This window comes from Nocardioides segetis (assembly GCF_051390595.1).
Taxonomy (GTDB): domain Bacteria; phylum Actinomycetota; class Actinomycetes; order Propionibacteriales; family Nocardioidaceae; genus Nocardioides.
Genome location: NZ_JBNINR010000003.1, coordinates 62,737 through 86,266 on the forward strand (window position 1 = coordinate 62,737; position 23,530 = coordinate 86,266).

The 23,530-nt window shown below is 72.2% G+C and carries 19 protein-coding genes; 4 read left to right on the forward strand and 15 right to left on the reverse strand.

Translation table 11 applies throughout. The features are described 5' to 3' along the window. Window positions 1–5 precede the first annotated feature (5 nt). From ACPZVR_RS06655 to ACPZVR_RS06720, 14 genes are all read right to left on the reverse strand, one after another. Window positions 6–1,520, reverse strand: a complete 1,515-nt coding sequence (locus tag ACPZVR_RS06655) for an aldehyde dehydrogenase family protein (protein WP_436698793.1) — start codon at window positions 1,518–1,520, stop codon at window positions 6–8. 359 nt (window positions 1,521–1,879) lie between these two features. Then, a complete protein-coding gene (locus ACPZVR_RS06660) occupies window positions 1,880–3,712 on the reverse strand; it encodes an LPXTG cell wall anchor domain-containing protein (protein ID WP_436698794.1) in 1,833 nt (610 codons plus the stop codon). 334 nt (window positions 3,713–4,046) lie between these two features. Beyond that, the gene (locus tag ACPZVR_RS06665; RefSeq protein ID WP_436698795.1) at window positions 4,047–4,790 is read right to left on the reverse strand and encodes a 4'-phosphopantetheinyl transferase family protein; all 744 of its coding nucleotides are present in this window, start codon (window positions 4,788–4,790) and stop codon (window positions 4,047–4,049) included. Window positions 4,791–5,052: 262 nt separating this feature from the next. Then, the gene (locus tag ACPZVR_RS06670) at window positions 5,053–5,502 is read right to left on the reverse strand and encodes a carboxymuconolactone decarboxylase family protein (protein ID WP_436698796.1); all 450 of its coding nucleotides are present in this window, start codon (window positions 5,500–5,502) and stop codon (window positions 5,053–5,055) included. Continuing rightward, window positions 5,499–6,047, reverse strand: coding sequence for a Uma2 family endonuclease (locus ACPZVR_RS06675; RefSeq protein WP_436698797.1), 549 nt, complete (start codon window positions 6,045–6,047; stop codon window positions 5,499–5,501). Before ACPZVR_RS06675 ends, ACPZVR_RS06670 begins: the two co-directional genes overlap by 4 nt. A 74-nt stretch (window positions 6,048–6,121) precedes the next feature. Continuing rightward, a complete protein-coding gene (locus tag ACPZVR_RS06680; RefSeq protein WP_436698798.1) occupies window positions 6,122–6,976 on the reverse strand; it encodes an NAD(P)-dependent oxidoreductase in 855 nt (284 codons plus the stop codon). 2 nt (window positions 6,977–6,978) lie between these two features. Continuing rightward, complete coding sequence (locus tag ACPZVR_RS06685) at window positions 6,979–7,728, reverse strand: SDR family oxidoreductase (RefSeq protein ID WP_436698799.1); 750 nt, start codon at window positions 7,726–7,728, stop codon at window positions 6,979–6,981. A 41-nt stretch (window positions 7,729–7,769) separates the two neighbouring features. Then, a complete protein-coding gene (locus ACPZVR_RS06690) occupies window positions 7,770–9,236 on the reverse strand; it encodes an aldehyde dehydrogenase (RefSeq protein WP_436698800.1) in 1,467 nt (488 codons plus the stop codon). Beyond that, the gene (locus tag ACPZVR_RS06695; protein WP_436698801.1) at window positions 9,233–9,886 is read right to left on the reverse strand and encodes a hypothetical protein; all 654 of its coding nucleotides are present in this window, start codon (window positions 9,884–9,886) and stop codon (window positions 9,233–9,235) included. Before ACPZVR_RS06695 ends, ACPZVR_RS06690 begins: the two co-directional genes overlap by 4 nt. Continuing rightward, window positions 9,886–10,083: a ferredoxin gene (locus tag ACPZVR_RS06700; RefSeq protein WP_436698802.1), complete on the reverse strand. Its 198-nt coding sequence runs from the start codon at window positions 10,081–10,083 to the stop codon at window positions 9,886–9,888. Before ACPZVR_RS06700 ends, ACPZVR_RS06695 begins: the two co-directional genes overlap by 1 nt. Then, entirely contained in the window at window positions 10,083–11,555 is a 1,473-nt protein-coding gene (locus ACPZVR_RS06705) for a cytochrome P450 (protein WP_436698803.1), read from the reverse strand. The genes ACPZVR_RS06700 and ACPZVR_RS06705 overlap by 1 nt, the downstream gene beginning before the upstream one ends. After that, window positions 11,552–12,346 carry an SDR family oxidoreductase gene (locus tag ACPZVR_RS06710; RefSeq protein ID WP_436698804.1) on the reverse strand — a complete coding sequence of 265 codons (795 nt, stop codon included), beginning with the start codon at window positions 12,344–12,346 and terminating at the stop codon, window positions 11,552–11,554. The genes ACPZVR_RS06705 and ACPZVR_RS06710 overlap by 4 nt, the downstream gene beginning before the upstream one ends. Beyond that, window positions 12,346–13,593: a cytochrome P450 gene (locus ACPZVR_RS06715; protein WP_436698805.1), complete on the reverse strand. Its 1,248-nt coding sequence runs from the start codon at window positions 13,591–13,593 to the stop codon at window positions 12,346–12,348. Before ACPZVR_RS06715 ends, ACPZVR_RS06710 begins: the two co-directional genes overlap by 1 nt. After that, window positions 13,593–14,168 (reverse strand): TetR/AcrR family transcriptional regulator, encoded by a 576-nt coding sequence (locus ACPZVR_RS06720; RefSeq protein ID WP_436698806.1) that lies wholly within the window; start codon window positions 14,166–14,168, stop codon window positions 13,593–13,595. Before ACPZVR_RS06720 ends, ACPZVR_RS06715 begins: the two co-directional genes overlap by 1 nt. A gap of 68 nt (window positions 14,169–14,236) precedes the next feature. Here ACPZVR_RS06720 and ACPZVR_RS06725 point away from each other — a divergent pair, with 68 nt between their 5' ends. After that, window positions 14,237–15,082, forward strand: a complete 846-nt coding sequence (locus ACPZVR_RS06725) for an LLM class F420-dependent oxidoreductase (protein WP_436698807.1) — start codon at window positions 14,237–14,239, stop codon at window positions 15,080–15,082. A 56-nt stretch (window positions 15,083–15,138) separates the two neighbouring features. Then, entirely contained in the window at window positions 15,139–16,401 is a 1,263-nt protein-coding gene (locus tag ACPZVR_RS06730; RefSeq protein WP_436698808.1) for a hypothetical protein, read from the forward strand. Window positions 16,402–16,431: 30 nt separating this feature from the next. Here the strand turns inward: ACPZVR_RS06730 and ACPZVR_RS06735 are convergent, their stop codons facing one another. Next, window positions 16,432–17,142: a hypothetical protein gene (locus ACPZVR_RS06735; RefSeq protein WP_436698809.1), complete on the reverse strand. Its 711-nt coding sequence runs from the start codon at window positions 17,140–17,142 to the stop codon at window positions 16,432–16,434. Window positions 17,143–17,405: 263 nt separating this feature from the next. Between ACPZVR_RS06735 and ACPZVR_RS06740 the strand changes: the two genes are divergently transcribed. Together ACPZVR_RS06740 and ACPZVR_RS06745 are read left to right on the forward strand one after the other, a co-directional pair. Further along, a complete protein-coding gene (locus ACPZVR_RS06740; RefSeq protein WP_436698810.1) occupies window positions 17,406–19,250 on the forward strand; it encodes a fibronectin type III domain-containing protein in 1,845 nt (614 codons plus the stop codon). A 53-nt stretch (window positions 19,251–19,303) separates the two neighbouring features. Next, on the forward strand, window positions 19,304–23,458 hold the full coding sequence (locus ACPZVR_RS06745) for a fibronectin type III domain-containing protein (protein WP_436698811.1): 4,155 nt from the start codon (window positions 19,304–19,306) through the stop codon (window positions 23,456–23,458). Window positions 23,459–23,530 lie beyond the last annotated feature (72 nt).

Here is a 23,530-nt window from a genome sequence, read left to right on the forward strand (position 1 = left end):
GCGCGTCAGGTCATGATGTTGATGACCTTCTCCTCGGTGTAGGAGAGCAGCTCCTCGAGGCACTCCTCCTTGCCGCCCACACCGGAGGCCTTCACCCCGCCGTACGGGACGTTGGGGAAGTGCTGGCTCGAGCCGTTGACCCACACGAACCCGGCCTCGAGGGCCCGCGCGACGCGGACCGCACGGTCGAGGTCCTTGGTCCACACGCTGCCCGTCAGGCCGTACTCCACATCGTTGGCGATCGCGACCGCCTCCTCCTCGGTGTCGAAGGCGATCACCGAGAGCAGCGGCCCGAAGACCTCCTCCCGGGCGATCCGCGAGGCGGGCGCGACATCGACGAGCACGGTCGGCGCGACGAACAGCGAGTCCTCGAAGCCCGGTCCGGCGGGACGGCCACCGCCGGTGCGGACCACCGCACCCTCGGATCGGGCGATGTCGACGTAGGACAGCGACTTGTCGAACTGGGTGCGGTTGATCATGGTGCCCTGCTCCGAGCCCTCGTCGAGCGGGTCGCCGATCGTGCGGGCCTCCACGAGCTCGACGACCCGCTCGACGAGCCGGTCGTGCAGCGAGCGGTGCACGAGCAGCCGCGAGTTGGAGCCGCAGGACTGGCCGGACCAGGTGAAGTTCATGCCGGCGACCGCGCCGGCCGCCGCCCGCTCCAGGTCGGCGTCCTCGAAGACCACCATCGCGTTCTTGCCGCCGAGCTCGAGCGTCACCTGCTTGACGCCGCTCTCGGCCGCCGCCCGCTGGATCGCCCGCCCGGTCGGCTCGGAGCCGATGAACCCGATGCGACGCACCGCCGGGTGCCGCACCAGTCGGTCCGGCACCGCCGGTCCGTCGCCGACGACGACGTTGACCACGCCCGGCGGGAACACCTCCCGGGCCAGCTCGGCCAGCCGCAGGGTCGAGAGCGGCGCCGCCTCCGGCGGCTTGGCCACGACCGGGTTGCCGGCCACGAGCGGGGCAGCCATCCGGCAGGCGAACATCAGCGGGTGGTTGTAGGGGAAGATCTTGGCGACCACCCCCACCGGCTCGCGCACCGTGAGGTGGAGGTTCTCGCTCGCCGGGATCGTGGCGCCCTTCATCTCCAGCGCGAACCCGGCGTACATCCGCATCTGGAGCAGCGCGACCTCCACGTCGACGCGGGCGTTGGAGATCGGGGACCCCGCGTCGACCGTGTCGAGCAGGGCCAGCTCCTCGCCGTGCTCCTCGACCAGGTCCGCGAACCGCCGCACCAGTGCGGCGCGCTCGAGCGCCGGCGTCGCCCGCCACCCCGGCAGCGCGGCCTCGGCCGCCGCGACCGCCCGGTCGACGTCGGCGAGGGAGGCGTCGGGCACCGCGACGATCGCCTCCTGCGTGTAGGGGTCGCTCACCGTGAAGGTGGCCCCGCCCTCGGCCGGCACCAGCGCGCCGCCGATCAGCAACCGCCAGTCACGCTCGGCCAGCGTGGCGATCTCGGCCGCCCGGGCGGTGCGGGCGGGGACTCCCCGGTCGGCGACGGACATCGATGCGTTCATCTCTTCCTCCACGAGCAGACGGCGGGCCGGGCGCCCGGCGTCGCCCCACCTTCGCGCAGCGCAGAAACTGACCGGGAGCACTTTCTCCATCACAGAAGTCCGACCCGGCTCGACCGGTCCTCGGCGAACCGATCCCGGGCAGGAGGCAACCGATCCGGCCTCCGGGGCGTCTCTCCCTACGTGCTGTGGATCGCCGGCGGAGTCATGTGGTTGATCGTCCTGCTGCTCGCGGGCGTCGCGATCGCGCGACGCTGAGTGTCACGCGCGTCGCCCCGCCGCATCCGGCCCCGGACGCACGGGAGCCCGTGCCGGGGACTCCCGGCACGGGCTCCGTACGTCGGGCACCCGGCCCGCGTGCGCTACGCCACCTGGCCGCGGCGGGCGAGGACCAGCCCGGCGCCCGCGAGCACCAGCAGGACGCCGAGCGGCATCAGCCAGCCGTCGGGACCACCGGTGTTCGGCAGCGCGGTGGCCTGCTGTCCACCGACCGCGCCGGTGTCGTCGTCCGACTTCTTCGGCGGCGCGGTCTCCTGGACGCCACCGACCTCGCACACCACACCGGAGTCGACCGGCGCCGAGGCCGGATAGGTGTAGGTCGGCTGGTCGCCGACGAACAGGTTGCCGAGCGTGGCGATCAGCTGGATCACCCCGTTGACCACCGAGACGGTGTAGCCGGCGGTGGCGACGGGCGGGATCCAGGCGGCGTTGCCGGGACCGCACGGGTCGCTGGGCGCCAGCGCCGGCGCGACCAGGCACGCCGGGTCGTTGTCGGCGGGGAGGTTGTAGACGTGCAGCTTCGTCCCGCCCGGGAAGACGTTGTTGCCCGTCGCGGTGAGGGTCAGCGACCCGTCGCCCGGGTCGACCGACGACGTCCAGGGACCGGCCGGCACGGTGCCGAACGCGACGTTGTCGGGGCCGCACGGGTTGACGGTGGGCACCACCGGCGGCTGCACGACGGTCGGGCAGGGATCCGTGTTGGTCTCCACCGGCGGGGCGTAGACGTGGGTCGGCGACGGCCCGGGGAAGGTGTAGCCCGCGTTCGCGGTGAGCGTGACCTGCCCGGCGCCCGGGGTGTCCATCGCCACCGTGTAGGCGGCGGTGTTGCCCGGGTTCAGCCAGATCGCGTTGCCGACGCCGCAGGGGTCGTCCATCTGCAGCGCGGGCGGCGTGACCACGATGTCGGTGTTGCCGCAGTTCTGGTTGACTGGGTCGGTGTCCACCGGTGGCGGCGGGCTGGTGAAGGACGTCAGTCCGCCGGGGGTGTTCGACGGGAAGAGGTAGCCCGGGTTCGCGGTGAAGGTGATCGACCCGTCCGGGTTCCGCACCCAGGTGTACGCCGGCGAGCTGGCCGGGTCGGCCCAGCTGGTGTTGTTGGCGCCGCACGGGTTGAGCAGGGTCAGCGTCGGCGGGTTCACCATCGTCGGGCAGGCGGAGTTCGGCACCTGGCCGGGGATCTCGCTGTCGTCGAGGTAGCGGATCACGATCGAGTCGTGCGCGTCGGCGAAGGCGAAGGAGGGGAAGCCCATCGCGGGCGTCCAGTCCTTGAGCGAGCTGACCGACGGGACGATGACGTGGTGGGAGTAGCCGCCCGGGGTGCTGACGTACTTGCAGACCACGACCTTCTTGTCGTTCACGGCCTGCGGCACGACGGCGCTCGGAGCCTTGCCGGCCTTGGCCGCGGCCTGGACCGCGGTGTACTCCGCGGCCGGCGTGGTCTGCTCCGACGGTCCGGTCGACGCGTCGCCCGGCGCGGCGTCCTCCTTGTCGGCGGACGCGTCGGCCGGCTCCTCGGCGGGTTCGTCGGGCGCGTCGGCCGGCTTCTCGCCGGCCTGATCGCCCTCGTCGGCACCCGGCTCGGTGGAGGGCTTCGGCTTCGGCTCCGGCTCCGGCTTCGGCTCCGGGGCCGGCTCGGGCTCCGGCGCGGGCTTCGGTTCCGGTTCGGACTCCGGCGCGGGCTCCGGCTTCGGGTCCGCGGCGGGCTCGGCCGGGGTCTCCGGCGAGGACGCCGACGGGGCGGTGGCGGGATCAGGGCCCGGGTCGGCGGCGTCGTCGGCGAGGGCCGGGCCGCCGAGGGTGGCGCTGGCCAGCACGAGGGCCGGCAGCGCGAGAGCGATCGAGTGCCGCCACCGGCGGGCGGTCGCGGCCCGCTCCGGCTCGGCAGGGCGCCGGAGTCGGCGCACGGAGATGGACATGTTCGGGTACCCCCCACTGCGTCGCGCCGAGGGGTGCCGCGACAAGCTGCCATGATGCTGAATCGGGCGGCCGAGAACCGGAGGCCGTCGAGCCCGCCGTCCACGCCCCACCGCGAACCCGGGTCGACACTGCCTCCTCCGAGCGCCCGCACCTCCCGAGACGGAGGGGACGAACGGATCCCACCCAGCAGCGTAGGGAGGACCAAAGTCCCGGGTGGAGGGATTTCGGGTAAAAGTGCGCCTGGGGCGCAAGATTTAACCTTGGCTCCCGGTGACGCCGCACGATCCGAGGAGGGATCGCCAGATCGGTGCTGGCGCGCGCGGCCCCCGGAGCTCAGGCGAGGACGGCCACCGCGGCGCCGTACCCCTCCGGGACGACGACATCGCGCACGGTCCACGGCCCGAGGCTGCGGCCGGCCGCCTCGTCGGTGCCGAGGTAGTCGAGATGGGGGTCGCGGCCCAGCCCGATGCCGATGCCCTTCAGGTACGCCTCGGTGCGTGACCACGCGCGGGTGAACCGGACCGTGGCCCGGCCGCCGTCGAGGGTGCCCTGGGCGGCGGCCTCGATCTCCTCGGACTCACGCGGGTGCAGCAGCTTCGCGAGAGCGACCGGGTCGTCGGGGTGGCGCTCGACGTCGACCCCGACCGGCGCCTCAGTCACCGCCACGAGGATCTGCCCCGGGGTGTGACTGAGCGAGAACTCCACGCCCGCGCCCTCGGCGCGCGGCCGGCCGTGCGGCTCACCGCACCCCGGGCAGGGATGCCGGCCCCAGACGACCTTCTCCGGTGGCGTGTCGGTCGCCGCGCCGACGACCAGGCGCGCGGCGGCGTGCGCGATCTCGTAGGCGAGCCGCAGCTCGGCCCGGACGTACGACGACGCCTGCCGCCGCTCGTCCTCGTCGAGCCAGTCGCGAGCGACCTCGAGCTCCTCGTCGCCGATGGTGGCCGTCGGGACCCGCCAGATGCCGAGCCCGCCGCCGGGCCGGGTCACGGGGGTGTTGAGGAAGGTGTCCAGGACGACCGGGGTCACCGGCTCCGCCCTGCGGTCCGGAACCGCCTGCGCCACGTCGCGAGTCATCGCTCCCGAGGCTAACAAGGACCTGTGAGCCGGCTCACGCCGGTGCCGGGCGACGTCGGGCGACGTCGGGCGACGAGGGGCGAGAGCAGACGAGGAGGGACCAAGGGGGACGAGTTCCTCGCCATTGCCACTCACCCCCGCGCCTACGATCCGCCCTCGACCCCGGAGCAGGCGCTCGGAGCAGTGCAGGCTCTCGCCGGCCTGCCGACAGTCGCGCTCCTGGGCGAAGGCCCCGACCATCTGAAGACGCGGAACCCGCTCGTCAGCTGACCTCCGGCTCCCGACGCTCGGCGGCCCGGCGGGCGCGGCCGATCGCGTCCTCGACGACCGAGTTCAACCGGGATCCGTTGGGCCACCCGTCGTAGTGGCAGGCGAGGATGACCAGCTCGCGCAGGGCCTCCGCGTCGAGCTCGCCGTTGGCGAGGGCGGCGGGGACCTGGATGCCGAGGACGTCGTCGGCCCGTTGACCGACGAGCAGGCCGATGAGGAACAGCCGGCGATCGCGGTCGCTGAGACCGGGGCGCTGCCAGATGTCGCCGAACAGGTGGTCGGCGGTGTAGCGGAAGAAGTCCCCCTCGCCGTCGGCCATGTCGAAGCCGTAGACCTGCTCCATCTTGCGCAGCCCTCGGGCGCGCAGCTCCGGCAGGTCGCCGAACTTGTCGGTCGGCTCGCCGACCGGCTCGTCGACCGGCTGGCCGTCCGGGCCCGTCATCGCAGGACCTCCCGCAGGTCGAGGACGACGGCGCCGTGGTCTCCGATCACGATCTCGGCCACCGGCTCGCGGTCGTCGAGGTGGGCCTCGGTCTCCCAGGCGCCGTCGACGTTGAGCAGGGCGTCGATGGTGCGCAGGTCGGGATCGACGATCCAGAGCCGCTCGACGCCGCCCTCGGCGTACTCCATCGGCTTGCGGATCGTGTCCTCGCCGCGGGTGCTCGGCGAGAGCACCTCGGCGACCAAGAGCGGCATGACCGTCCGGAAGACCTCGTCGGTGCGGCTCTCGGCCATCATCACGTCGGGGCCGCGCAACCGGTTGCGGGGCAGCCAGAGGCCGCCCTCGGTGCCGATCTCGAGGTCGGGGAAGGCGTTCACCAGCGCCGTGATGAGGCGGGCCACCGCCGACGCATGCGGCTGAGCGGGCGGCGACATCACCAGCACCTCGCCGTCGACCCACTCGGTGCGCGGCCGGTCGGGGAGCCGCTCGTACTCCTCCCAGGACATGCGCAGACGCCGCACTCCGTCGACGGGCACTTCGAGCATCGGCGCTCCTGACGGGTGTGGGGACACATCGACCTTCCTCTCAGTGTGACCCGGGGCCAGGGTCGAGGAAAGCCTCACCGATCACTCCGCTCGTCGCGCGCGTCCTCCACAGGAAGGCCGAGGCCGGGCCCGAGACGCTCGATCGCCAGCTCCGCCAGCGGTACGTCGACGCCGAGCTCGTGCGCGAGGGCGATCGCGAACCCGAGGTCCTTCTCCCCCAGCGCCCGGACGTGGCCGAAGACGTCGTACCAGAAGTCGTCCGGCGCGATCGGCTCCGTCGTGGCGCGGTGCATGATCGCGCCCGGCCCACCGGTGACCGTGTCGGTGTGGCGGACCACGTCCCCCAGCGCGATCAGGTCGAGCCCGGCCGCCTCGGCGAGCCGCTGGGCCTCCGTGACCGCGGTGAACGCGACGAAGTGGATCAGGTTGCGGGCGAGCTTCATGCGGGTCCCCGCACCGACCGGGCCCGCATGGACGACCCGGCCGCCCATCGCCTCGAGCGCGGCGCGCGCGGTGGTGACGTCGTCCTCGGCACCACCGACCATGATCGCCAGGCTGCCGTCCGCCGCGCCCATCGGTCCGCCGCTCACCGGCGCGTCGAGCACGCGGAGTCCGGCCGCGGCCAGCTCGGCCGGCGTCGCGGGAGCCACCGTCGAGTGGATCACCAGCACGGTGCCGGGCGGGACGTCGGCGGCGACCACGCGGACCTGGTCGTCGTCGCGGACCATCACGCAGACCACGTCCACGGCCGCCGCGAGCTCCGCGACGCTGCCGGCGGCACGCGCGCCGGCGGCGACCAGCTCCGCCACCGGATCGGGCGCGACGTCGTACACCAGCAGGTCGACGCCCTCCGCGGCGGCGAGGCGCAGCGCCATCGGCCGGCCGATGTTGCCCAGGCCGACGAACCCGACGCGGGTCGTGACAGCCACCGCTACAGCCTGAACGTCTGGCCGCCGTCGACCGCCAGGATCTGGCCGGTCACCCACGACGCGTCGTCGGACAGCAGGAAGAGCAGGGCGCCGACCATGTCGTCGACCGCGCCCATCCGCTTGATGGCGAGGCTGGTGCGGACGATGTCCTTCGCCGCGTCACCGGCCTGGGTGCGGGTGGCCTCGGTGTCGGTCGGGCCCGGCGCGATCGCGTTGACCCGGATCCGCTGACCGCCCAGCTCGTGGGCGAGCTGCTGGGTCAGGCTGTTGATGCCCGCCTTCGCGAGGCCGTAGAAGCCGGAGTAGAGGTAGGCGGCCGTGCTGGACTGGTTGACGATGGCGCCGCCGCCGCGCTTGGCGATCTCGGGGTGGACGGCCCGGGTCATGACGAGCGCCCCGTCGAGGTTGACGGCCATGAACCTCTTGTAGTAGTCCCAGTCGACGCTGATCAGCAGGTTGAACTCCATGCTGCCGTAGATGGCCGCGTTGTTGACCAGATGGTCGATGCCGCCGAACTCGGCGACGGTCCGCCGGACCAGGTCGTCCGCCGACGCCGCCGAGGAGACGTCGCAGGACACGAAGATCGCCCGGCCGCCGTCCGCCTCGATCTGCGTCGCGACCTGCTCCCCCGCCTCGGCGTTGAGATCGGCGACGACGACCGCCGCGCCCTCCTTCGCCAGCGCCCGTGCGTAGGCCTCGCCGATGCCCTGGGCCGCGCCGGTCACCACGACGACCTTGTCCTGGAAACGCATTGTCACTCCTGTCACTGTGGTGTCACTGTGGTGTGCACCGCTCACGCGGGGAACGCCAGCGTCTTCGTCTCCAGGTACTCCTCGAACCCGGCGACACCCATCTCCCGGCCGATGCCGGACTGCTTGTAGCCGCCGAAGGGCGCATCGGGGCTGAACCAGACTCCTCCGTTGACGGCGAGGGTGCCGGTGCGGATCCGGTCCGCGACCGCCTTCGCCCGCTCCAGGGACCCGGAGTCGACCGAGCCCGAGAGCCCGTAGGCCGAGTCGTTGGCGATGCGCACCGCGTCGTCGTCGCCGTCGTGCGCGATGACCACGAGCACCGGGCCGAAGATCTCCTCCTGCGCCAGGCGCGAGGAGTTGTCGAGGCCGGCGACGACGGTCGGCTGCACCCAGAAGCCGGGCCGGTCGATGACCGCGCCTCCCGTGGCGAAGCGCCCGCCCTCCTCCGCGGCGATCGAGAAGTACGCCGCGACGCGGTCGCGCTGCGCGGCCGAGATGACCGGGCCGCAGATCGCGCCCGGGTCGGCGGGGTCCTTCGCACCGATCGACTCCATGGTCGCCGCCGCGACCGACACCGCCTCGTCGTAGCGGTCGCGCGGGACGATCAGCCGGGTCGTGATCGCGCAGCCCTGACCGGCGTGGATGCAGGCGGCGAACGCGGTGGCGCCCGCGACCGCGGCGACGTCCGCGTCGTCCAGGGCGATCGCGGCGGACTTGCCGCCCAGCTCGAGGAAGACCTTCTTCAGCGTCGGCGCGGCGGCCGCCATGAGCGCGCGTCCGACCGCGGTGGAGCCGGTGAACGACACCATGTCGACCCGCGGGTCGGTCGACAGCACCGACGCGACCTCGTTGGAGCGGGGCGTGACCACGTTGAGGACACCGGGCGGGATGTCGGTGTGCTCGGCGACCAGCCGCCCCAGCTCGGCGGCCACCCACGGCGTGTCCGGCGCGGGCTTGAGCACGACGGTGCAGCCCGCGGCCAGTGCCGGGCCGACCTTGGCGAGGTTGATCTGGGTCGGCACGTTCCACGGCGTGATCGCCGCGACGACGCCGACCGGCTCCCGGCGCACGGTACGACGCGAGGGGATCCCCATCGGCGAGGCGACCCCCAGGTCCGTCTCGAACTCATAGGTCTCGAGCAGGTCGGTGACCCACCTCAGCCCGTCGACGGGGACGTCGAAGCCGGCCGCGCCCATCATGAAGCCAGGCATCCCGACCTCGGCCGTCGTCAGCGCGCGGAAGGCGTCGGCGTCGTCCAGCAGCGCGGCGTGCAGCTGGCGCAGGCAGCGCACCCGCAGCGCCAGGTCGGTCGACCAGTCGCTCTCGTCGAAGGCGCGCCGGGCCGCGGCGATCGCGGCGTCCACGTCGGCCGGCGTGCCGTCCGGGGCGACGCCGATCTCCCGCCCCGTGGCGGGGTCGAGGATCGGGTACGTCGCCCCGTCCGACGCCGCGACCAGCTTGCCGTCGATCAGCTGCTGGGCGGCGGGAGGAAGCCCGCCGGAGGTCACGACGCCGCCCCCGGAGCGGGTGCCTGGGTGACATACCGTCCGGCCTCCACCGGCGGCGGCCACACCGTCGAGGGCAGGTCCTCGAGGCGGTAGTGGCCGGGCACGTCGAGGCCCGTGACGGACATCCGCTTGAGCAGCGTGTCGGGCGCCTTGCCGGCCTCCACGATCGCCATGAAGGTGTGCGCGGTGGACGGCAGGTCGAACCAGTCGCGCTGCCAGGCGATCTTGATCTGCCCCGCGTCCGCGCCGGACGACTGGCGCTCGACGCCGAACCACGAGCCGCCGATGCCGAGGATCTCGTACTCCTCGCCGTTGTCGTCGAGGATGCCGGAGCGCTGCTTCCAGAAGCCCACGATCATCGACTTCTGCTCGTCGATCATCGTGCAGACGTAGTCGTAGTGCCAGCCGTCCAGGCCGTCCATCTCGATGCCGATCGCCCAGTCGCGGATCTGGTCGCGCCCGACGGCCATGAAGTGCTCGTCGGGGTGGTACATCCAGCCGTAGGTCGCGTCCTCGGCGAACCACTCGGCCATCACCCGCCAGTCACCGCTCTGCTCGGCGCGACGGTTGACGTCGAGCCAGGTCTCCCAGAACTCCTCGATCTCGGCGCGGGTCAGCGGGTCTGCGTTGGTCGAGCTGGTCGGAACCATCAGTCCTCCTCGATGGACAGGGCGAAGGCGGGGCAGTACTTCACGGCGGCGGAGACGTCGGCGCGACGCTCCTCGGGCGGGCGCGGGTCGAGGACGACGACCACATCGGCGCCGGCGTCGAACCCGAAGACGTCGGGGGCCTCGCCCTGGCAGAGCTGGTGGCCCTGGCACAGGCCGCTGTCGGCGACGACGCGCATCAGGCCGCTCCGGTCCCGCGACGCTCGCCGGCGCCCGCTCCTCGCTCGGCGGTGCGCCGGCGGTAGCGGACCCGCGCGGGCTGGGCGAGCTGGATGACCATCTTGGTGAAGTCGTCGCGGTAGGAGTCGAGCTCCTGCACCGGCTCGAAGGAGAAGTCGCGCAGGATCACCGAGAAGATCGCCTTCATCTGCATCATCGCGAACGCGTTGCCCACGCAGCGGTGCTTGCCGGCCCCGAAGGGGATCCAGGTCCAGCGGTTCTGCAGGTCCTCCTGCCGCGGGTCGACGTACCGGCCCGGGTCGAAGGTGTGGGCCGCGGGGAAGTCGTCCTCGATCCGGTTGGACACGCGCGGCGACGCCGCGAGCACCGTGCCGGCCGGGATGGTGCGGCCCAGCAGGTCGAAGTCCTCCTGGACGAGCCGCATCAGGATGACCAGCGGCGGGTGCAGGCGCAGCGTCTCCTTGAGCGCCGCCTCCAGCACGGGGATCGAGCGCAGCGCCTGGAAGGAGACCTCCGGCGCCGTGCCGTCGGCATCCGGCGCGTAGAGCCCGTCGAGCTCGGCGACCACGTCGGTCATCACGTCCGGGTGCCGCAGCAGCTCGATCATCGCCCAGGAGGCGGTGCCCGACGACGTGTGGTGCCCGGCGAACATCATCGAGATGAAGATGCCGGTGACCATCTCGGCGTCGTACCCGACCGCGATGAGGACGTCGAGCAGGTCCCGGTCCTCCTTGGGGATCTCGCCCTGGGCGACACGGGCGGCGATGATCGCCTGCACCTTCGCGACCAGCTCCGCACGGGCCTCGTCGCGGATCGTGAAGTTCTCGATGTCGGCGTAGGGGTCGACGTACGCGATGGCGTCGGTGCCGTGCTCGAGACGGTGGTAGATCTCGGCGAAGGAGCCGTCGAGCTGGTCGCGGAAGGGCTTGCCGATCAGGCACGACGAGGTCGTGTAGATCGTCAGCTCGGCGAAGAAGTCGAGCAGGTCGATCTCGCCCTCGTCGCCCCAGTCGGCGACCATGCGGCGGATCTCGGCCTCGATGGTCCGCGCGTGCCCGCGCATCATGTCGCCGCGCAGCGCCTGGTTCTTCAGCATCTGCTGGCGCTCCTCGGGCGAGGCGTCGAAGACCACGCCCTTGCCGAAGATCGGCGTCATGAAGGGGTACGCGGCGGCCTGGTCGAGCACGTCGTCGGGCGCCCGGAAGAACGCCTCGTTGGCCTCCGCGCCGGTGACGAGCACGACCTGCTTGTCGGCGAGCCGGAAGCGGCCGACGTCGCCGCACTCCTCGCGGACGCGGTGGAAGAGCGCGATCGGGTCGACGCGCATCTCCGGGAGGTGGCCGGTGCCCCGGATGATGGCGGGTACGTCGGCAGCCTGGTCGTCGAGGACGGTCGAGACCTCGGGGATGGCGTCCAGTGCCGATCGGGTGGCCGCCGAGGACCGAGGCGGCGCATCGAGATCCCTGTTCATGCCTGATCCTCCTTCGCGACGGGTGCTTCGGGGTTCACGTCGACCGGGCTGAGGTGCACGCCCCGCGGCGCGCTGACCACGGTGACGATCGCGTCCGCGATGGCCGTGGCCTTGAGGAAGTGCGAGTGCCGGGCGTGGCCCCACTTGATCCACTCGGTGAGGACCTTCGCGCCGGCCTCGGCCTCCCAGTCCGAGCCCATCTCCGACCAGGTCGGGCCGGGCCGCACGACGCTGGCGCGGACGCCGGTGCCCTCCAGCTCCATCTGCAGGGCCTCGACCAGTCCCTCCAGGCCGGACTTCGTGGCGCTGTAGCCGCGCATGAAGGGGCGCGCCCGCAGGGCGGTGTCGGAGGACACGAAGACCAGGTCGCCGCGCCGCCGCCGCGTCATCGCCGCGCCGAAGGCCCGGACGAGACGGTGCGCGCCGAGCACGTTGACGTCGAACTCGGCCGCGAGCTGCTCGGTCGTCGCGTCGACGATCGAGCCGGGTGCGAGCAGGCCCGCGTTGCTGATGACGACCTCGATGTCGCCGAGGGCCGAGGTCGCGGCGGCCGCGAACGTCTCGACCGACGCGGTCGACGCGACGTCGAGCGGGTGCACGAAGGCCTCGCCGCCGGCGTCGCGGATCCCCGACGCCAGCTCCTCGAGCCGGTCGACCCGACGGGCACCGAGCGCCACCGGGAACCCGGCGGTCGCGAGCGCGCGAGCCGTCGCGGCGCCGATCCCCGAGGAGGCACCGGTGACGACCGCGGGCCGGCGGTCGGGGTGGACCGGCTTGCGGGAGGCTGCCATCAGACCCCCTCGCGCGGGACGAACGTGACCGGCAGCGAGGCGAAGCCCCGCACGCTCGTGGAGTGCACCCGGACCGCGCGGTCCGCGTGCACCTCGAAGCCGGCGACGCGGCGGACCAGCTCCTCCAGCACCACGCGGGCCTCGAGCCGGGCCAGGTTGGCGCCGAGGCAGAAGTGCCGTCCGGTCCCGAAGCTGAGGATCCGCGCCAGCTCGGCCTTGTCGCGGTGGATGTCGTAGGTCGTGGGGTCGGTGAACACCCGCTCGTCGCGGTTGGCGCTGCCCAGCAGCACCAGCGCCTTCGCGCCCGCGGGGATGCGGACCCCCGCGACCTCCACCTCCTCGGTGACATGGCGCGCGAGCATCTGGCTCGACGTGTCGTGGCGCAGCGTCTCCTCGATCCAGGCCGGCACCAGGGCGGGGTCGGCGAGCACCTGCGCCTGCTGGTCCGGATACGCGGCGAGATGGAAGAGCGCGTTGCCGAGCAGCTTGGTCGTGGTCTCGTTGCCGGCCACGACCATGAGGAACAGGAAGGCCATGATCTCGCCGTCGGTGAGCCGGTCGCCGTCGAGCTCGGCGGCGACGAGGGCCGAGGTGAGATCGTCGGTGGCGCTCGCGCGACGCCGGCGAACCATCTCGCCGTAGTAGTCGAAGAGGGCGAAGGACGCCTCCATGCCGGCCTGCGGGACGTCACGGACGCCGTCCTCGCGGTGCACGACCAGGTCCGCGAGGCGGCGTACCTCGTCGCGGTCGGACTCCGGGACCCCCATCATCTCGGAGATGACGTCCATCGGGAGCAGGCCCGCGAAGTCGCCGATCCAGTCGGCCTCCCCACGCTCGGCGTCGGCCGCGAAGGTGCGCTCCAGGTACCGCTCCGTCAGCGCCTGCACCTCGGGCGTCAGCTCACGCACCCGGCGCGGCGTGAAGGCCGCCGAGACCAGCTTGCGGATGCGCGCCTGCTCCGCGCCGTCGAGGCCGAGGAAGCTCATCACCCGGTGGGCCTCGGGATTCCACGCCGACGCGTCGAGCGAGACGCCCATCCGGTTGGAGAAGACGGCGTCGTCGCGCAGCACGTCGAAGACGTCCTGGTGCCGCGAGACGACCCAGATGTCGTCGGCCGGGGCGTGGAAGACCGGCGCCTCGTCGCGCAGCCGCCGGTACGTCGGGTAGGGGTCGTCCTGGAACGCGTAGTCGTAGGGGTCGAAGACCAGGGGCGCGTCGACGCCGGAGGTCGAGCCGGTCGGCACCATCAGTTGCCTCGCATGATCACGGCGACCGCGGCGACGAGTCGCTCGGCGATCTGGTCGTAGGTCATCAGACCCATCCCGGCCTGGAGGAGGGCCCCGGAGAAGGTCAGGACCAGCACCTCGAGCACCTCCGGGTCGGCCTGCTCGCCCAGCGCCGCATCGAAGCGGGACAGGAACTCCGCGCCGATCCGCAATCGCAGGCGGGCGACGTCGGGGTCGGTGCCGAGCAGCGCCGGGGTCACCGCCGCGGCGAGCTCGGGCTCCTCCACGATCCGTGCGGTCACCGCCCGCATGGTCGCCTGCAACCGCTCGACCGCCGTCCCCCCGTCGTGCCCGACGGGCTCGGCGGAGCTGAGGTGGCGCCAGAACAGCTCGGCGAAGAGGTGGTTCTTGGAGGCGAGGTAGGTGTAGGCCGTGGCGGGCGAGACGCCCGCCCGCTGGGCGACGGTGCGCACCGTCAGCGCCTCGTGGCCGACGGCGCGCAGCTCCTCGAGCCCCGCGGCGAACAGCCGCTCCACCGTCTCGGCCTGCCGCGGGTTCAACCCTTGGCGCGGCGTCTCGAACACCTGACTGGACACCTGTCCAACATAGGAGACGCATCCGTCGGGCGCAAGACATTTCCTAGAACTCGTTCTAGTTTGTGGGGATGCGCAACGGGATCGTCCTCTTCACCTCCGACCGCGGCATCACGCCGGCCCGACTCGCCCAGGCGGCCGAGGAGCGGGGCTTCGACACCATCTACGTGCCCGAGCACACGCACATCCCGGTCCGGCGCGACGCCCTCCACCCGACGGGCGGGGAGGAGCTGCCCGACGACCGCTACCTGCGCACCCTCGACCCCTGGGTCTCGCTCGCCACGTGCGCCGCGGTCACCGAGCGGATCGGCCTGTCCACCGCGGTCGCCCTGCCGGTGGAGTCCGACCCGATCACCCTGGCCAAGACCCTGGCGACGCTCGACCACCTCTCCGGCGGCCGGGTCACGGTCGGCGCCGGGTTCGGCTGGAACACCGACGAGCTCACCGACCACCACGTCCCCGCGGCGAAGCGGCGCACCGTGCTGGCGGAGTACCTCGGCGCCATGCGGGCGCTGTGGACGCAGGAGGAGGCGTCGTACGACGGCGAGTTCGTCTCGTTCGGCCCGAGCTGGGCCTACCCGAAGCCCCCGCAGGGCCGCATCCCCGTGATCATCGGCGCCGGCGCCGGCCCCCAGACGATGAAGTGGATCGCCACGCACGCCGACGGCTGGATGACCACCCCGACCTCGACCGACGTCGCGGCGAGCGCCGAGCTGCTGCGCAAGGAGTGGGCCGAGGCCGGCCGCGACGGCGAGCCCGACGTGCGCGTGCTCGTGGCGAAGCGGCCCAGCGAGGAGGACTTCGCCGACTGGATGGCCGCCGGCGCCTCCGAGCTGATCTGGGGCGTCCCCGACTCCGACGAGTCCGCCGTCCTCACCTACCTCGACAAGATGGCCGCCCGGCTGGGGCTCTCGTGAACGACGCAACTACCGAATTTGCTGCCGATGCGGGCGATTCACGACAATTTCGGTTGGTGAACCGTTCCCCCAGCCGCTACGCCGACCTGACCCGCGCCGAGCTGGCGACCCTGGTGCCCGAGCTGCTGCTGATGGGCCAGCTGATCGACCGCTCGGGCATGGCCTGGTGCATCGCCGCGTTCGGCCGCGAGGAGATGCTCCAGATCGCGATCGAGGAGTGGGCGGCGGCCTCGCCGATCTACACCCGGCGGATGCAACGGGCGCTGGGGTACGCGCCCGAGGTGCCCGGGCAGGGCGACGTCGTCACGATCTTCAAGGGGCTGCAGCTCGACATCGGCGCTCCTCCGCAGTTCATGGACTTCCGCTACACCGTGCACGACCCGTGGCACGGCGAGTTCCGGCTCGACCACTGCGGCGCGCTGATGGACGTCGAGCCGATGGGTGAGGACTACGTGCGCGGCATGTGCCACGACATCGAGGACCCCACCTTCGACGCGACCGCGATCGCCACCAACCCGCACGCCCAGGTCCGGCCGATCCACCGTCCGCCGCGCACACCGGCCGACCGCCACCCGCACTGCGCCTGGACGGTGAGCATCGACCCGGCGCATCCCGTGCCGGAGCCGGTCCCCGCCCTGGAGGTCAACGAGCGCTCGCGCGCCGCGACCCTCGAGCTGACCCCGGTCGACCCGACCGACGAGGGCGCCGCCGACTACGCCGGTCCGCTGCTCTCCGACCTCGACTTCACCGCCTTCTCGCACTCCGCCCTGGTCCGCATCGCCGACGAGGTCTGCCTCCAGATGCACCTGCTCGACCGCGCGTTCGCGCTCGCGGTCGCCGAGCGCACCGAGACCGACGGCGAGCTGGAGCGGATCCGGCGCAAGCAGCTGGTCGGCGTGGCCGGCCTCGGCGCGGAGCGGCTCGCCCGCGCCCTCGGCCTCGACCGCGCCCCGGACCCGGTGGCCGCGGCCACCCGGCTGCTGGCCGTCCACCCCCTCCTCAACCCCGCGGCGTACGTCGACGCGACCCTCGCCGACGCCACCGTGCTCGTGCGCCCGTCCCCCGCCCACGAGGACGACGCCTGGATCTCGCTGTGCGGCCCCGGCTGGACGGCCGCCCTCCAAGCCGTGGTCCGCGCCCTCGACCCGCACCTCGACGTCGACGTCGACCCGCTCCCCGGCGAGGACGGCTGGCGCGCGAGCGTCGTACGACGCGACGAGCCCGCGCCCGAGGCCGACGAGGTCGCCGTCACCCGGTTCAGCACCGGCGCGTCGTTCGTCTTCACGCCGCGGCGGTCGATCCCGATCACCCCCGTCTGAGGCCGAGACCTCGGCCCCGGCGGGCGACGCTCACCCGCTCGGCCGTTCGTCGCGGTCCTGGTAGACCACGCCCAGCAGCCCGACGCCGAGGGTGGCGACGACGATCCCGGCCGCCCCGAACCAACCCGCGAACACACCGGCAGACGCGGCCACGACCCCGACGAGACCCAGCAGGACGCCCCACGCGTCGCGCACACCCACGCCGACAAGCGTGCCCACCGTCCCCAGGCCGCACAGGACGACGCCGATGGTGTTTCCACGACTCTCCGCGACCACGCCGAGCGCCGTCCCGGCGAGCACGAGAAGTCCGCCGCCGAGCACGATGCGCACCGGACTGCGCCGATAGCGGCGGCTCGACCAGAGCGGCGCGAGCGGTGCCGCGTGCGCTCCCCCGATCGGCCGCGGCGCGCCAGGCGGACGCACCATGACCTCGACCTTCTCGGGGAACTCCGGCGAGCGCCAGAGCCGACCCTTGGCCACGGCGACAGCAGCACAGGCCACCGCCAGCACGAGTCCAGCGCAGAGCCCGGCTGCCACCCAACCGCCGGTGGTCGAAACATCACCGCTGACAACCACGGCGCCGAGCAGCGAACCGAACATGAGACCCGCCAATCCGACGGTCGCGGTCCGGGCACGTCGGAGCAAGACTGGTCGCTCGAAGATCTCGGCACCGCGTGCGACGAAGAACGCGACCGGCGCCCCGAAGCAGGCCCCGACGAACGCCGTGAAGAGAAGGTCCACCGCGCGATCGTAGGAGGGCGGGTCCGGCCAACACGCACCGAGCAGTGAGCGAATCCTCGACCCATTCTCGGTGAACGTGGAGCGACGCCCCGCCTGAGCGGGCCGAAAGGGTCACCAAGAGTTAGCTGGGCGCTGCTAGCTTCCGGCCGTCTCGCGGTTCCCGCCACACCCGGTGTGCCGGGGGCCGCGTGCTGTCTCGGGAGTCGTACCGCAGCCCCATGCCCGCATGCCGTCGTGCCCACGACGGCTCCGAGAGGACCCTCATGACCTCCTCAGACCGACAGCCGCGCTCCCGCTGGCGCGCGCCGAAGCGACCCGCCATCGTGGTCGGCGGCCTCGCCCTGACGATCGCCGCCGGCGCCGGCATCGTGTACGCCGCCGGGGGGCTCGCCCCGCCGGCCGTCGACCCGAAGACGGTGCACGCGCCGCTCGTCGTACCCGACCGGGTCGTGCTCACCCCGACCGAGGACCCCAGCACCTCGCAGAGCGTCACGTGGCGGACCTCCACCGCGGCCGGCGCCCCGAAGGTGGAGGTCACCCTCGCCGGCAAGGGCGTCGCGTCGAAGACCACCGAGACGGCGGCGACCTCGACGACCTTCACCGCCGACCTCGGCTACGAGGTGAGCCAGCACTCGGCGACCCTGACCGGGCTGACGCCCGGCACGACCTACCTCTACCGCGTCGGCGACGGCGACACGTGGAGCGAGTGGCTGGAGTTCGAGACGGCCGCCGCCGAGCCCGAGCCGTTCTCCTTCATCGTGCAGGGCGACGCCCAGAACGACATCAAGTCCTACGTGTCGCGCACCTTCCGCGCGGCCTACGAGGCCCGCCCCTACGCCAAGGCCGTCCTGCACGCGGGCGACCTGATCGACACCGACGACTCCGACGCCGAGTGGGGCGAGTGGTTCGGCGCGGCGGGCTGGTCCAACGGCTCGATGAACGTGATCGCCGCCGCCGGCAACCACGAGTACTACCCGGGCCCGGAGCTCGCCGAGCACTGGGGCGCGCAGTTCGAGTACCCGCGCAACGGGCCGGCCACGACTCCGCGGATCGACCAGCTGTACGCCGAGAACGTCTACTACACCGACTACCAGGGCGTGCGCTTCATCGCGCTCAACAGCAACTTCCCCGGCGACTCCGAGGCCTTCGCGGCGCAGACGGCCTGGCTGGAGTCGGTGCTCGCGGACAACCCCAACCAGTGGACCGTCGTCACCTTCCACCACCCGGTCTTCTCGGTCAGCTCCGGGCGCGACAACGTCGCCATCCGCAACGCCTGGCTCCCGCTCTTCGAGAAGTACGACGTCGACCTCGTCGCCCAGGGCCACGACCACGCCTACGGCCGCGGCAACCTGGTCGCCAACGATTCCGGGCTGCCGACCGGTGCGAGCGCCGCGAGGAGCAACAAGGGCCCGGTCTACCTGGTCTCGGTGGCCGGCCCGAAGTACTACGTGCTCGACCCGACCGACGACAACAACTGGACCCGCAACGGCGCGCACCTGCGCACCTCGCTCGCCAACACCCAGCTCTACCAGCTCGTGGACGTCACCGACGGCGAGATGCACGTCGAGAGCTGGAACGTCTCCGGTGAGCTCGTGGACGCGTTCACCATCGCCAAGGACGACGCCGGCGCCAAGCTCGTGACGACCGACGACACGCCGCGCGGATCGGGCCCCGGCTCGAAGCGCGACGGCATCGAGCGCCCCGACCTGCCCGAGGCCGCGGTACCCGGCGCGGAGCCGACCGAGAACCCCACCGAGAACCCGACCGGACCGCCGACCGGCTCCTCGCCGCAGCCGGGCACACCGGCCGCGCCGGCCGTGGCGACGGTGAGGCTCAAGAAGCTGCCCCAGCAGGTGCGCCCCGGCGTCCGGGCCAAGGTGCGGGTGGTCGTCGACGTGCCCGGGATGGCCACCCCCGGCGCCCGCGTGACCCTGGTGGTCGACGGCCGCAAGGTCAAGGTCAAGCAGTTGCGCGACGCCGCCGACGGGAGGCTCAGCTTCCGGCTGCCCCGGCTCGCCGTCGGCAAGCACCGGATCCGCGTGGTCTACGCCGGCACCTCCGCCGTGACCTCGGCGAAGGTCACCAGGACCGTGGTGAGCAAGCGATGACCACGTCCGCCCCCTCCCCCACCGACATCCCCCTCGTTCCGAGAGGACGACGCATGTTCGAGTCCCTGCGCCGGCGTACCCGCCGGCCGATCGGCGCCCTGGTGGCGTCGGCCGTGCTGGCCGGTGCCGCCCCGGCGCTGGCCGCGGTCGCCGTACCGGGCCTGGCACCGACCGCCGCGGCCGCCGCGGCGGACCCCGCCGTCACCTACCGGCCCAGCGTGGTCCCGGACCGGATCACGCTCACGCCCACCGACGACCCGAAGACCAGCCAGAACGTCGTGTGGCGCACGTCGACCGCCGTGCGCGAGGCGAAGGCCGAGCTCCGCGTCGCCTCCAGCCTGACCTACCAGAGCGACCAGCGGGTGTTCGTCTCCGAGCGCGACACGGAGGTGACGACGGACCTCGGCTACACCGAGACCTTCCACAGCGCTCGGATGACCGGCCTCGAGCCCGGGACGACGTACCAGTACCGGGTCGGCGACGGCACCAACTGGAGCGAGTGGCAGCACTTCACCACCGAGGCGGCGAGCGACGACCCGTTCGAGTTCATCTACTTCGGCGACATCCAGAACGGCATCAAGTCGCAGGCCTCGCGGGTCGTCCGCAACGCCTTCCGCGACGCGCCGAGGGCGCGGATGGTGCTGCAGGCCGGCGACCTGGTCGACGATCACGACAGCGACGAGCAGTGGGCCGAGGTCTACGAGGCCACCAGCTACGGGCTGGGCACCAAGCAGTTCATGATGGCGCCGGGCAACCACGAGTACGACGGCACCGAGCTGTCGGAGCAGTTCTCGGCGCAGTTCACCTATCCCGACAACGGGCCGTCCGGCAGCGGCCCGGCGTACGACCTGCTCGACGGCACCGTCTACGCCACCGACTACCAGGGCGTGCGCTTCATCGCGCTCAACAGCAACGCCAGCTCGGCCGAGCCCCTCGCCATCCAGACCGCGTGGCTCGAGGACCAGCTGAAGGACAACCCCAACCAGTGGACGGTCGTGTTCTTCCACCACCCGGTGTTCTCCCTCGACGAGGGCCGCAACAACCGCGCGGTGCGTGAGGCCTGGCTGCCCGTCTTCGAGAAGTACGGCGTCGACCTGGTCCTCCAGGGCCACGACCACGGCTACGGGCGGGGCAACACCGACGCCGCCGAGGAGGACCTGCCGAAGAGCTGGGACGCCGACCTGTCGTACGACGGCCCGGTCTACGTCGTCTCCAACGTCGGCGAGAAGCAGTACAAGCCCGGCCCGCGGGTCTGGGACGACAACGGCGCGCACCTGCGCCGGATGGGCGGCGGCCTACAGCTCTACCAGCTCGTGACGGTCGAGGACGGACGGCTGCGCTACGAGTCGCGGACGGCGGACGGCGAGTACTACGACGGCCTGACCATCGTGAAGAACGAGCACGGCAAGGCGGTCACCGACGACACCGAGCCGCAGGTCATCGACCCGACGGACCCGGGCCCGTGCCTCGGCTGCGAGAACCCCGAGAACCCGGAGAATCCCGAGAACCCGGGGAACCCCGGCAACCCGGGCGGGACCTTCGAGTACCGCCACGAGAAGGACCTGGTCTCGGTCGACGACGTGACCGCGCAGCTGCCCGCCGGCGTCGCGTTCTCCCAGGAACGCGACACCCTCTTCCTCGGCGACCAGAACGGCCGCACCATCTGGGAGATCGACCCCGCCACCGACGAGGTCGTCAACTCGATGACCCTGCCCGAGAACATCCGCGACCTCGGCATCGACGACACCAACCAGCTCCTCTACGTCGGCCAGCAGAACAAGAACTGGGTCGTCGTCTCCCTCGCCGAGGCCACCTACGGCCAGGTCGTCCGCGGCCCCTACGCCATCAGCGAGTCCAACCGATCCCTCGACATCGACCCCACCCTCGGCTACGTCTACGCAGCCATCCCCTCCCGCGGGGTCGAGGTCTTCGACGCCACCACCGGAGCCTCCATCGGCACCGTCAACGGCACCGTCGGCGCCTACTACGTCGCCGCCGACCCCAAGAACGGCAACCTCGCCGTCGCCTACTTCGAAGACACCGCCACCGCCAAGAACGTCGAGGTCTTCAACGCCGCCAACGGCTTCGCCAAGGTCTGGGACACCCCCACCCGACCCGACGCCCGCCAAGTCGACATCGACTCCGAACACGGCCTCGTCTACGTCGGCTTCACCGGCGTCACCAACGAGACCGGAGGCTTCGCCGTCTACGACCTCGCCGACGGCGACCTCCTCGTCGACAAGACCGGCAAGCAGTACGGCAAGGACGGCTACGGCATCGCCGTCGACGAGGAACGCCAACGCGTCTTCGTCTCCAACCGCGACCACCGCCTCAACCCACCCGGCGACGAGCAGACCCCCGTCGCCGTCACCGTCAGCCGCCGCGTCGTACCGGAGACCCCGGACTACGGCGTGCTCGGCCAGCTGGAGTCGGTCGACGACGTGACCGCGCAGCTGCCCGCCGGCGTCGCGTTCTCCCAGGAACGCGACACCCTCTTCCTCGGCGACCAGAACGGCCGCACCATCTGGGAGATCGACCCCGCCACCGACGAGGTCGTCAACTCGATGACCCTGCCCGAGAACATCCGCGACCTCGGCATCGACGACACCAACCAGCTCCTCTACGTCGGCCAGCAGAACAAGAACTGGGTCGTCGTCTCCCTCGCCGAGGCCACCTACGGCCAGGTCGTCCGCGGCCCCTACGCCATCAGCGAGTCCAACCGATCCCTCGACATCGACCCCACCCTCGGCTACGTCTACGCAGCCATCCCCTCCCGCGGGGTCGAGGTCTTCGACGCCACCACCGGAGCCTCCATCGGCACCGTCAACGGCACCGTCGGCGCCTACTACGTCGCCGCCGACCCCAAGAACGGCAACCTCGCCGTCGCCTACTTCGAAGACACCGCCACCGCCAAGAACGTCGAGGTCTTCAACGCCGCCAACGGCTTCGCCAAGGTCTGGGACACCCCCACCCGACCCGACGCCCGCCAAGTCGACATCGACTCCGAACACGGCCTCGTCTACGTCGGCTTCACCGGCGTCACCAACGAGACCGGAGGCTTCGCCGTCTACGACCTCGCCGACGGCGACCTCCTCGTCGACAAGACCGGCAAGCAGTACGGCAAGGACGGCTACGGCATCGCCGTCGACGAGGAACGCCAACGCGTCTTCGTCTCCAACCGCGACCACCGCCTCAACCCACCCGGCGACGAGCACACCCCCGTCGCCGTCACCGTCAGCCAGCGGCTGGTCGACGGCGAGCTGCCCGGCCCGGTGCCCGGCGACGGCACCGGCGGACCGGTCGACCCGGTCGATCCGGTGGACCCCGAGCCGGGCGACGGCGACTACGTCGCCACGCCGCTGACCGTGCTGCCCGACGGGGCCGACACGTCCGTCGACGACAAGCCGGTCGGCTCGGCCGTCGACCCGGTCACCGGCCACCTGTTCGTCGGCAACGAGATGCGCCCGGCGCGGGTGCGGGTCGTCGATCCCGCCGCCGACACCAGCGTGCGGGTGCTCGCACTGAGCATCCCGACCGAGGGCGGGGTCGACCTCGCCACGGACAACGGGGTCCGCGACGTGGCGCTCGACAGCACGTCCGGCGAGCTGTACGTGGCCCTGGGAGCGCAGTGGGTCGTGGTCGACAGCACCACCGGCGCGCTGAAGCGCGGCCCGTTCGACTTCGGCGCCAACGTCCGCGGCATGGACGTCGACCTCGAGCGCGGCCGCGTCGTCGGCGCGACCCGTGGCGCGGGCTTCGTCGTGATGGACGCGGCCACCGGCGCGATGGTGCGGAACGTGCCGATCGCCGACGCCGCCTGGCGCAGCCACGGGGTGGCGTACGACGCCGTGCACGACCGGCTCTACGTGTCCAACAGCGACAGCGCGGCTGCCACGGTCGGGCTGCGGGTGTTCGACGGCGAGACGTACGTCGAGGTGGCCCAGGCCGCCCGCACCGCGCCGATGTGGCGCTCGGTCGCGGTCGACCCGGAGCTCGGCCGGGTCTACCTGGGCGAGCAGAACGAGAACTTCGACGCCAGCGGCGTCACGGTCCTCGACGCCGGTGACCTCAGCGAGGTCGCCCGGCTCTCCGCGAACAGGTTCGGCAACAAGGTCTACGGCGTCTCCGTGGACCCGGTCCGGCACCGGGTCTACGTCTCGGCCCGCGACCGGTACCCGGCCGGGCTGATCATGCTCACGCTCGAGTAGCACGGCACCACGCGCGAGGCCTCCGGTCGTCGACCGGGGGCCTCGTGTCGTTCGCGGCGGCGACCGCGGCAG

Coding starts and splice junctions, on each gene's coding strand:
- ACPZVR_RS06700 (WP_436698802.1), bottom strand. CDS start 10,083: ATGCGCGTCGTCGCCGACAGCGGCCTGTGCCAGGGCCACCAGCTCTGC.
- ACPZVR_RS06660 (WP_436698794.1), bottom strand. CDS start 3,712: ATGTCCATCTCCGTGCGCCGACTCCGGCGCCCTGCCGAGCCGGAGCGG.
- ACPZVR_RS06715 (WP_436698805.1), bottom strand. CDS start 13,593: ATGGTGCCGACCGGCTCGACCTCCGGCGTCGACGCGCCCCTGGTCTTC.
- ACPZVR_RS06685 (WP_436698799.1), bottom strand. CDS start 7,728: ATGCGTTTCCAGGACAAGGTCGTCGTGGTGACCGGCGCGGCCCAGGGC.
- ACPZVR_RS06725 (WP_436698807.1), top strand. CDS start 14,237: ATGCGCAACGGGATCGTCCTCTTCACCTCCGACCGCGGCATCACGCCG.
- ACPZVR_RS06665 (WP_436698795.1), bottom strand. CDS start 4,790: ATGACTCGCGACGTGGCGCAGGCGGTTCCGGACCGCAGGGCGGAGCCG.
- ACPZVR_RS06655 (WP_436698793.1), bottom strand. CDS start 1,520: ATGAACGCATCGATGTCCGTCGCCGACCGGGGAGTCCCCGCCCGCACC.
- ACPZVR_RS06705 (WP_436698803.1), bottom strand. CDS start 11,555: ATGAACAGGGATCTCGATGCGCCGCCTCGGTCCTCGGCGGCCACCCGA.
- ACPZVR_RS06675 (WP_436698797.1), bottom strand. CDS start 6,047: ATGCTCGAAGTGCCCGTCGACGGAGTGCGGCGTCTGCGCATGTCCTGG.
- ACPZVR_RS06740 (WP_436698810.1), top strand. CDS start 17,406: ATGACCTCCTCAGACCGACAGCCGCGCTCCCGCTGGCGCGCGCCGAAG.
- ACPZVR_RS06695 (WP_436698801.1), bottom strand. CDS start 9,886: ATGGTTCCGACCAGCTCGACCAACGCAGACCCGCTGACCCGCGCCGAG.
- ACPZVR_RS06670 (WP_436698796.1), bottom strand. CDS start 5,502: ATGACGGGCCCGGACGGCCAGCCGGTCGACGAGCCGGTCGGCGAGCCG.
- ACPZVR_RS06745 (WP_436698811.1), top strand. CDS start 19,304: ATGTTCGAGTCCCTGCGCCGGCGTACCCGCCGGCCGATCGGCGCCCTG.
- ACPZVR_RS06710 (WP_436698804.1), bottom strand. CDS start 12,346: ATGGCAGCCTCCCGCAAGCCGGTCCACCCCGACCGCCGGCCCGCGGTC.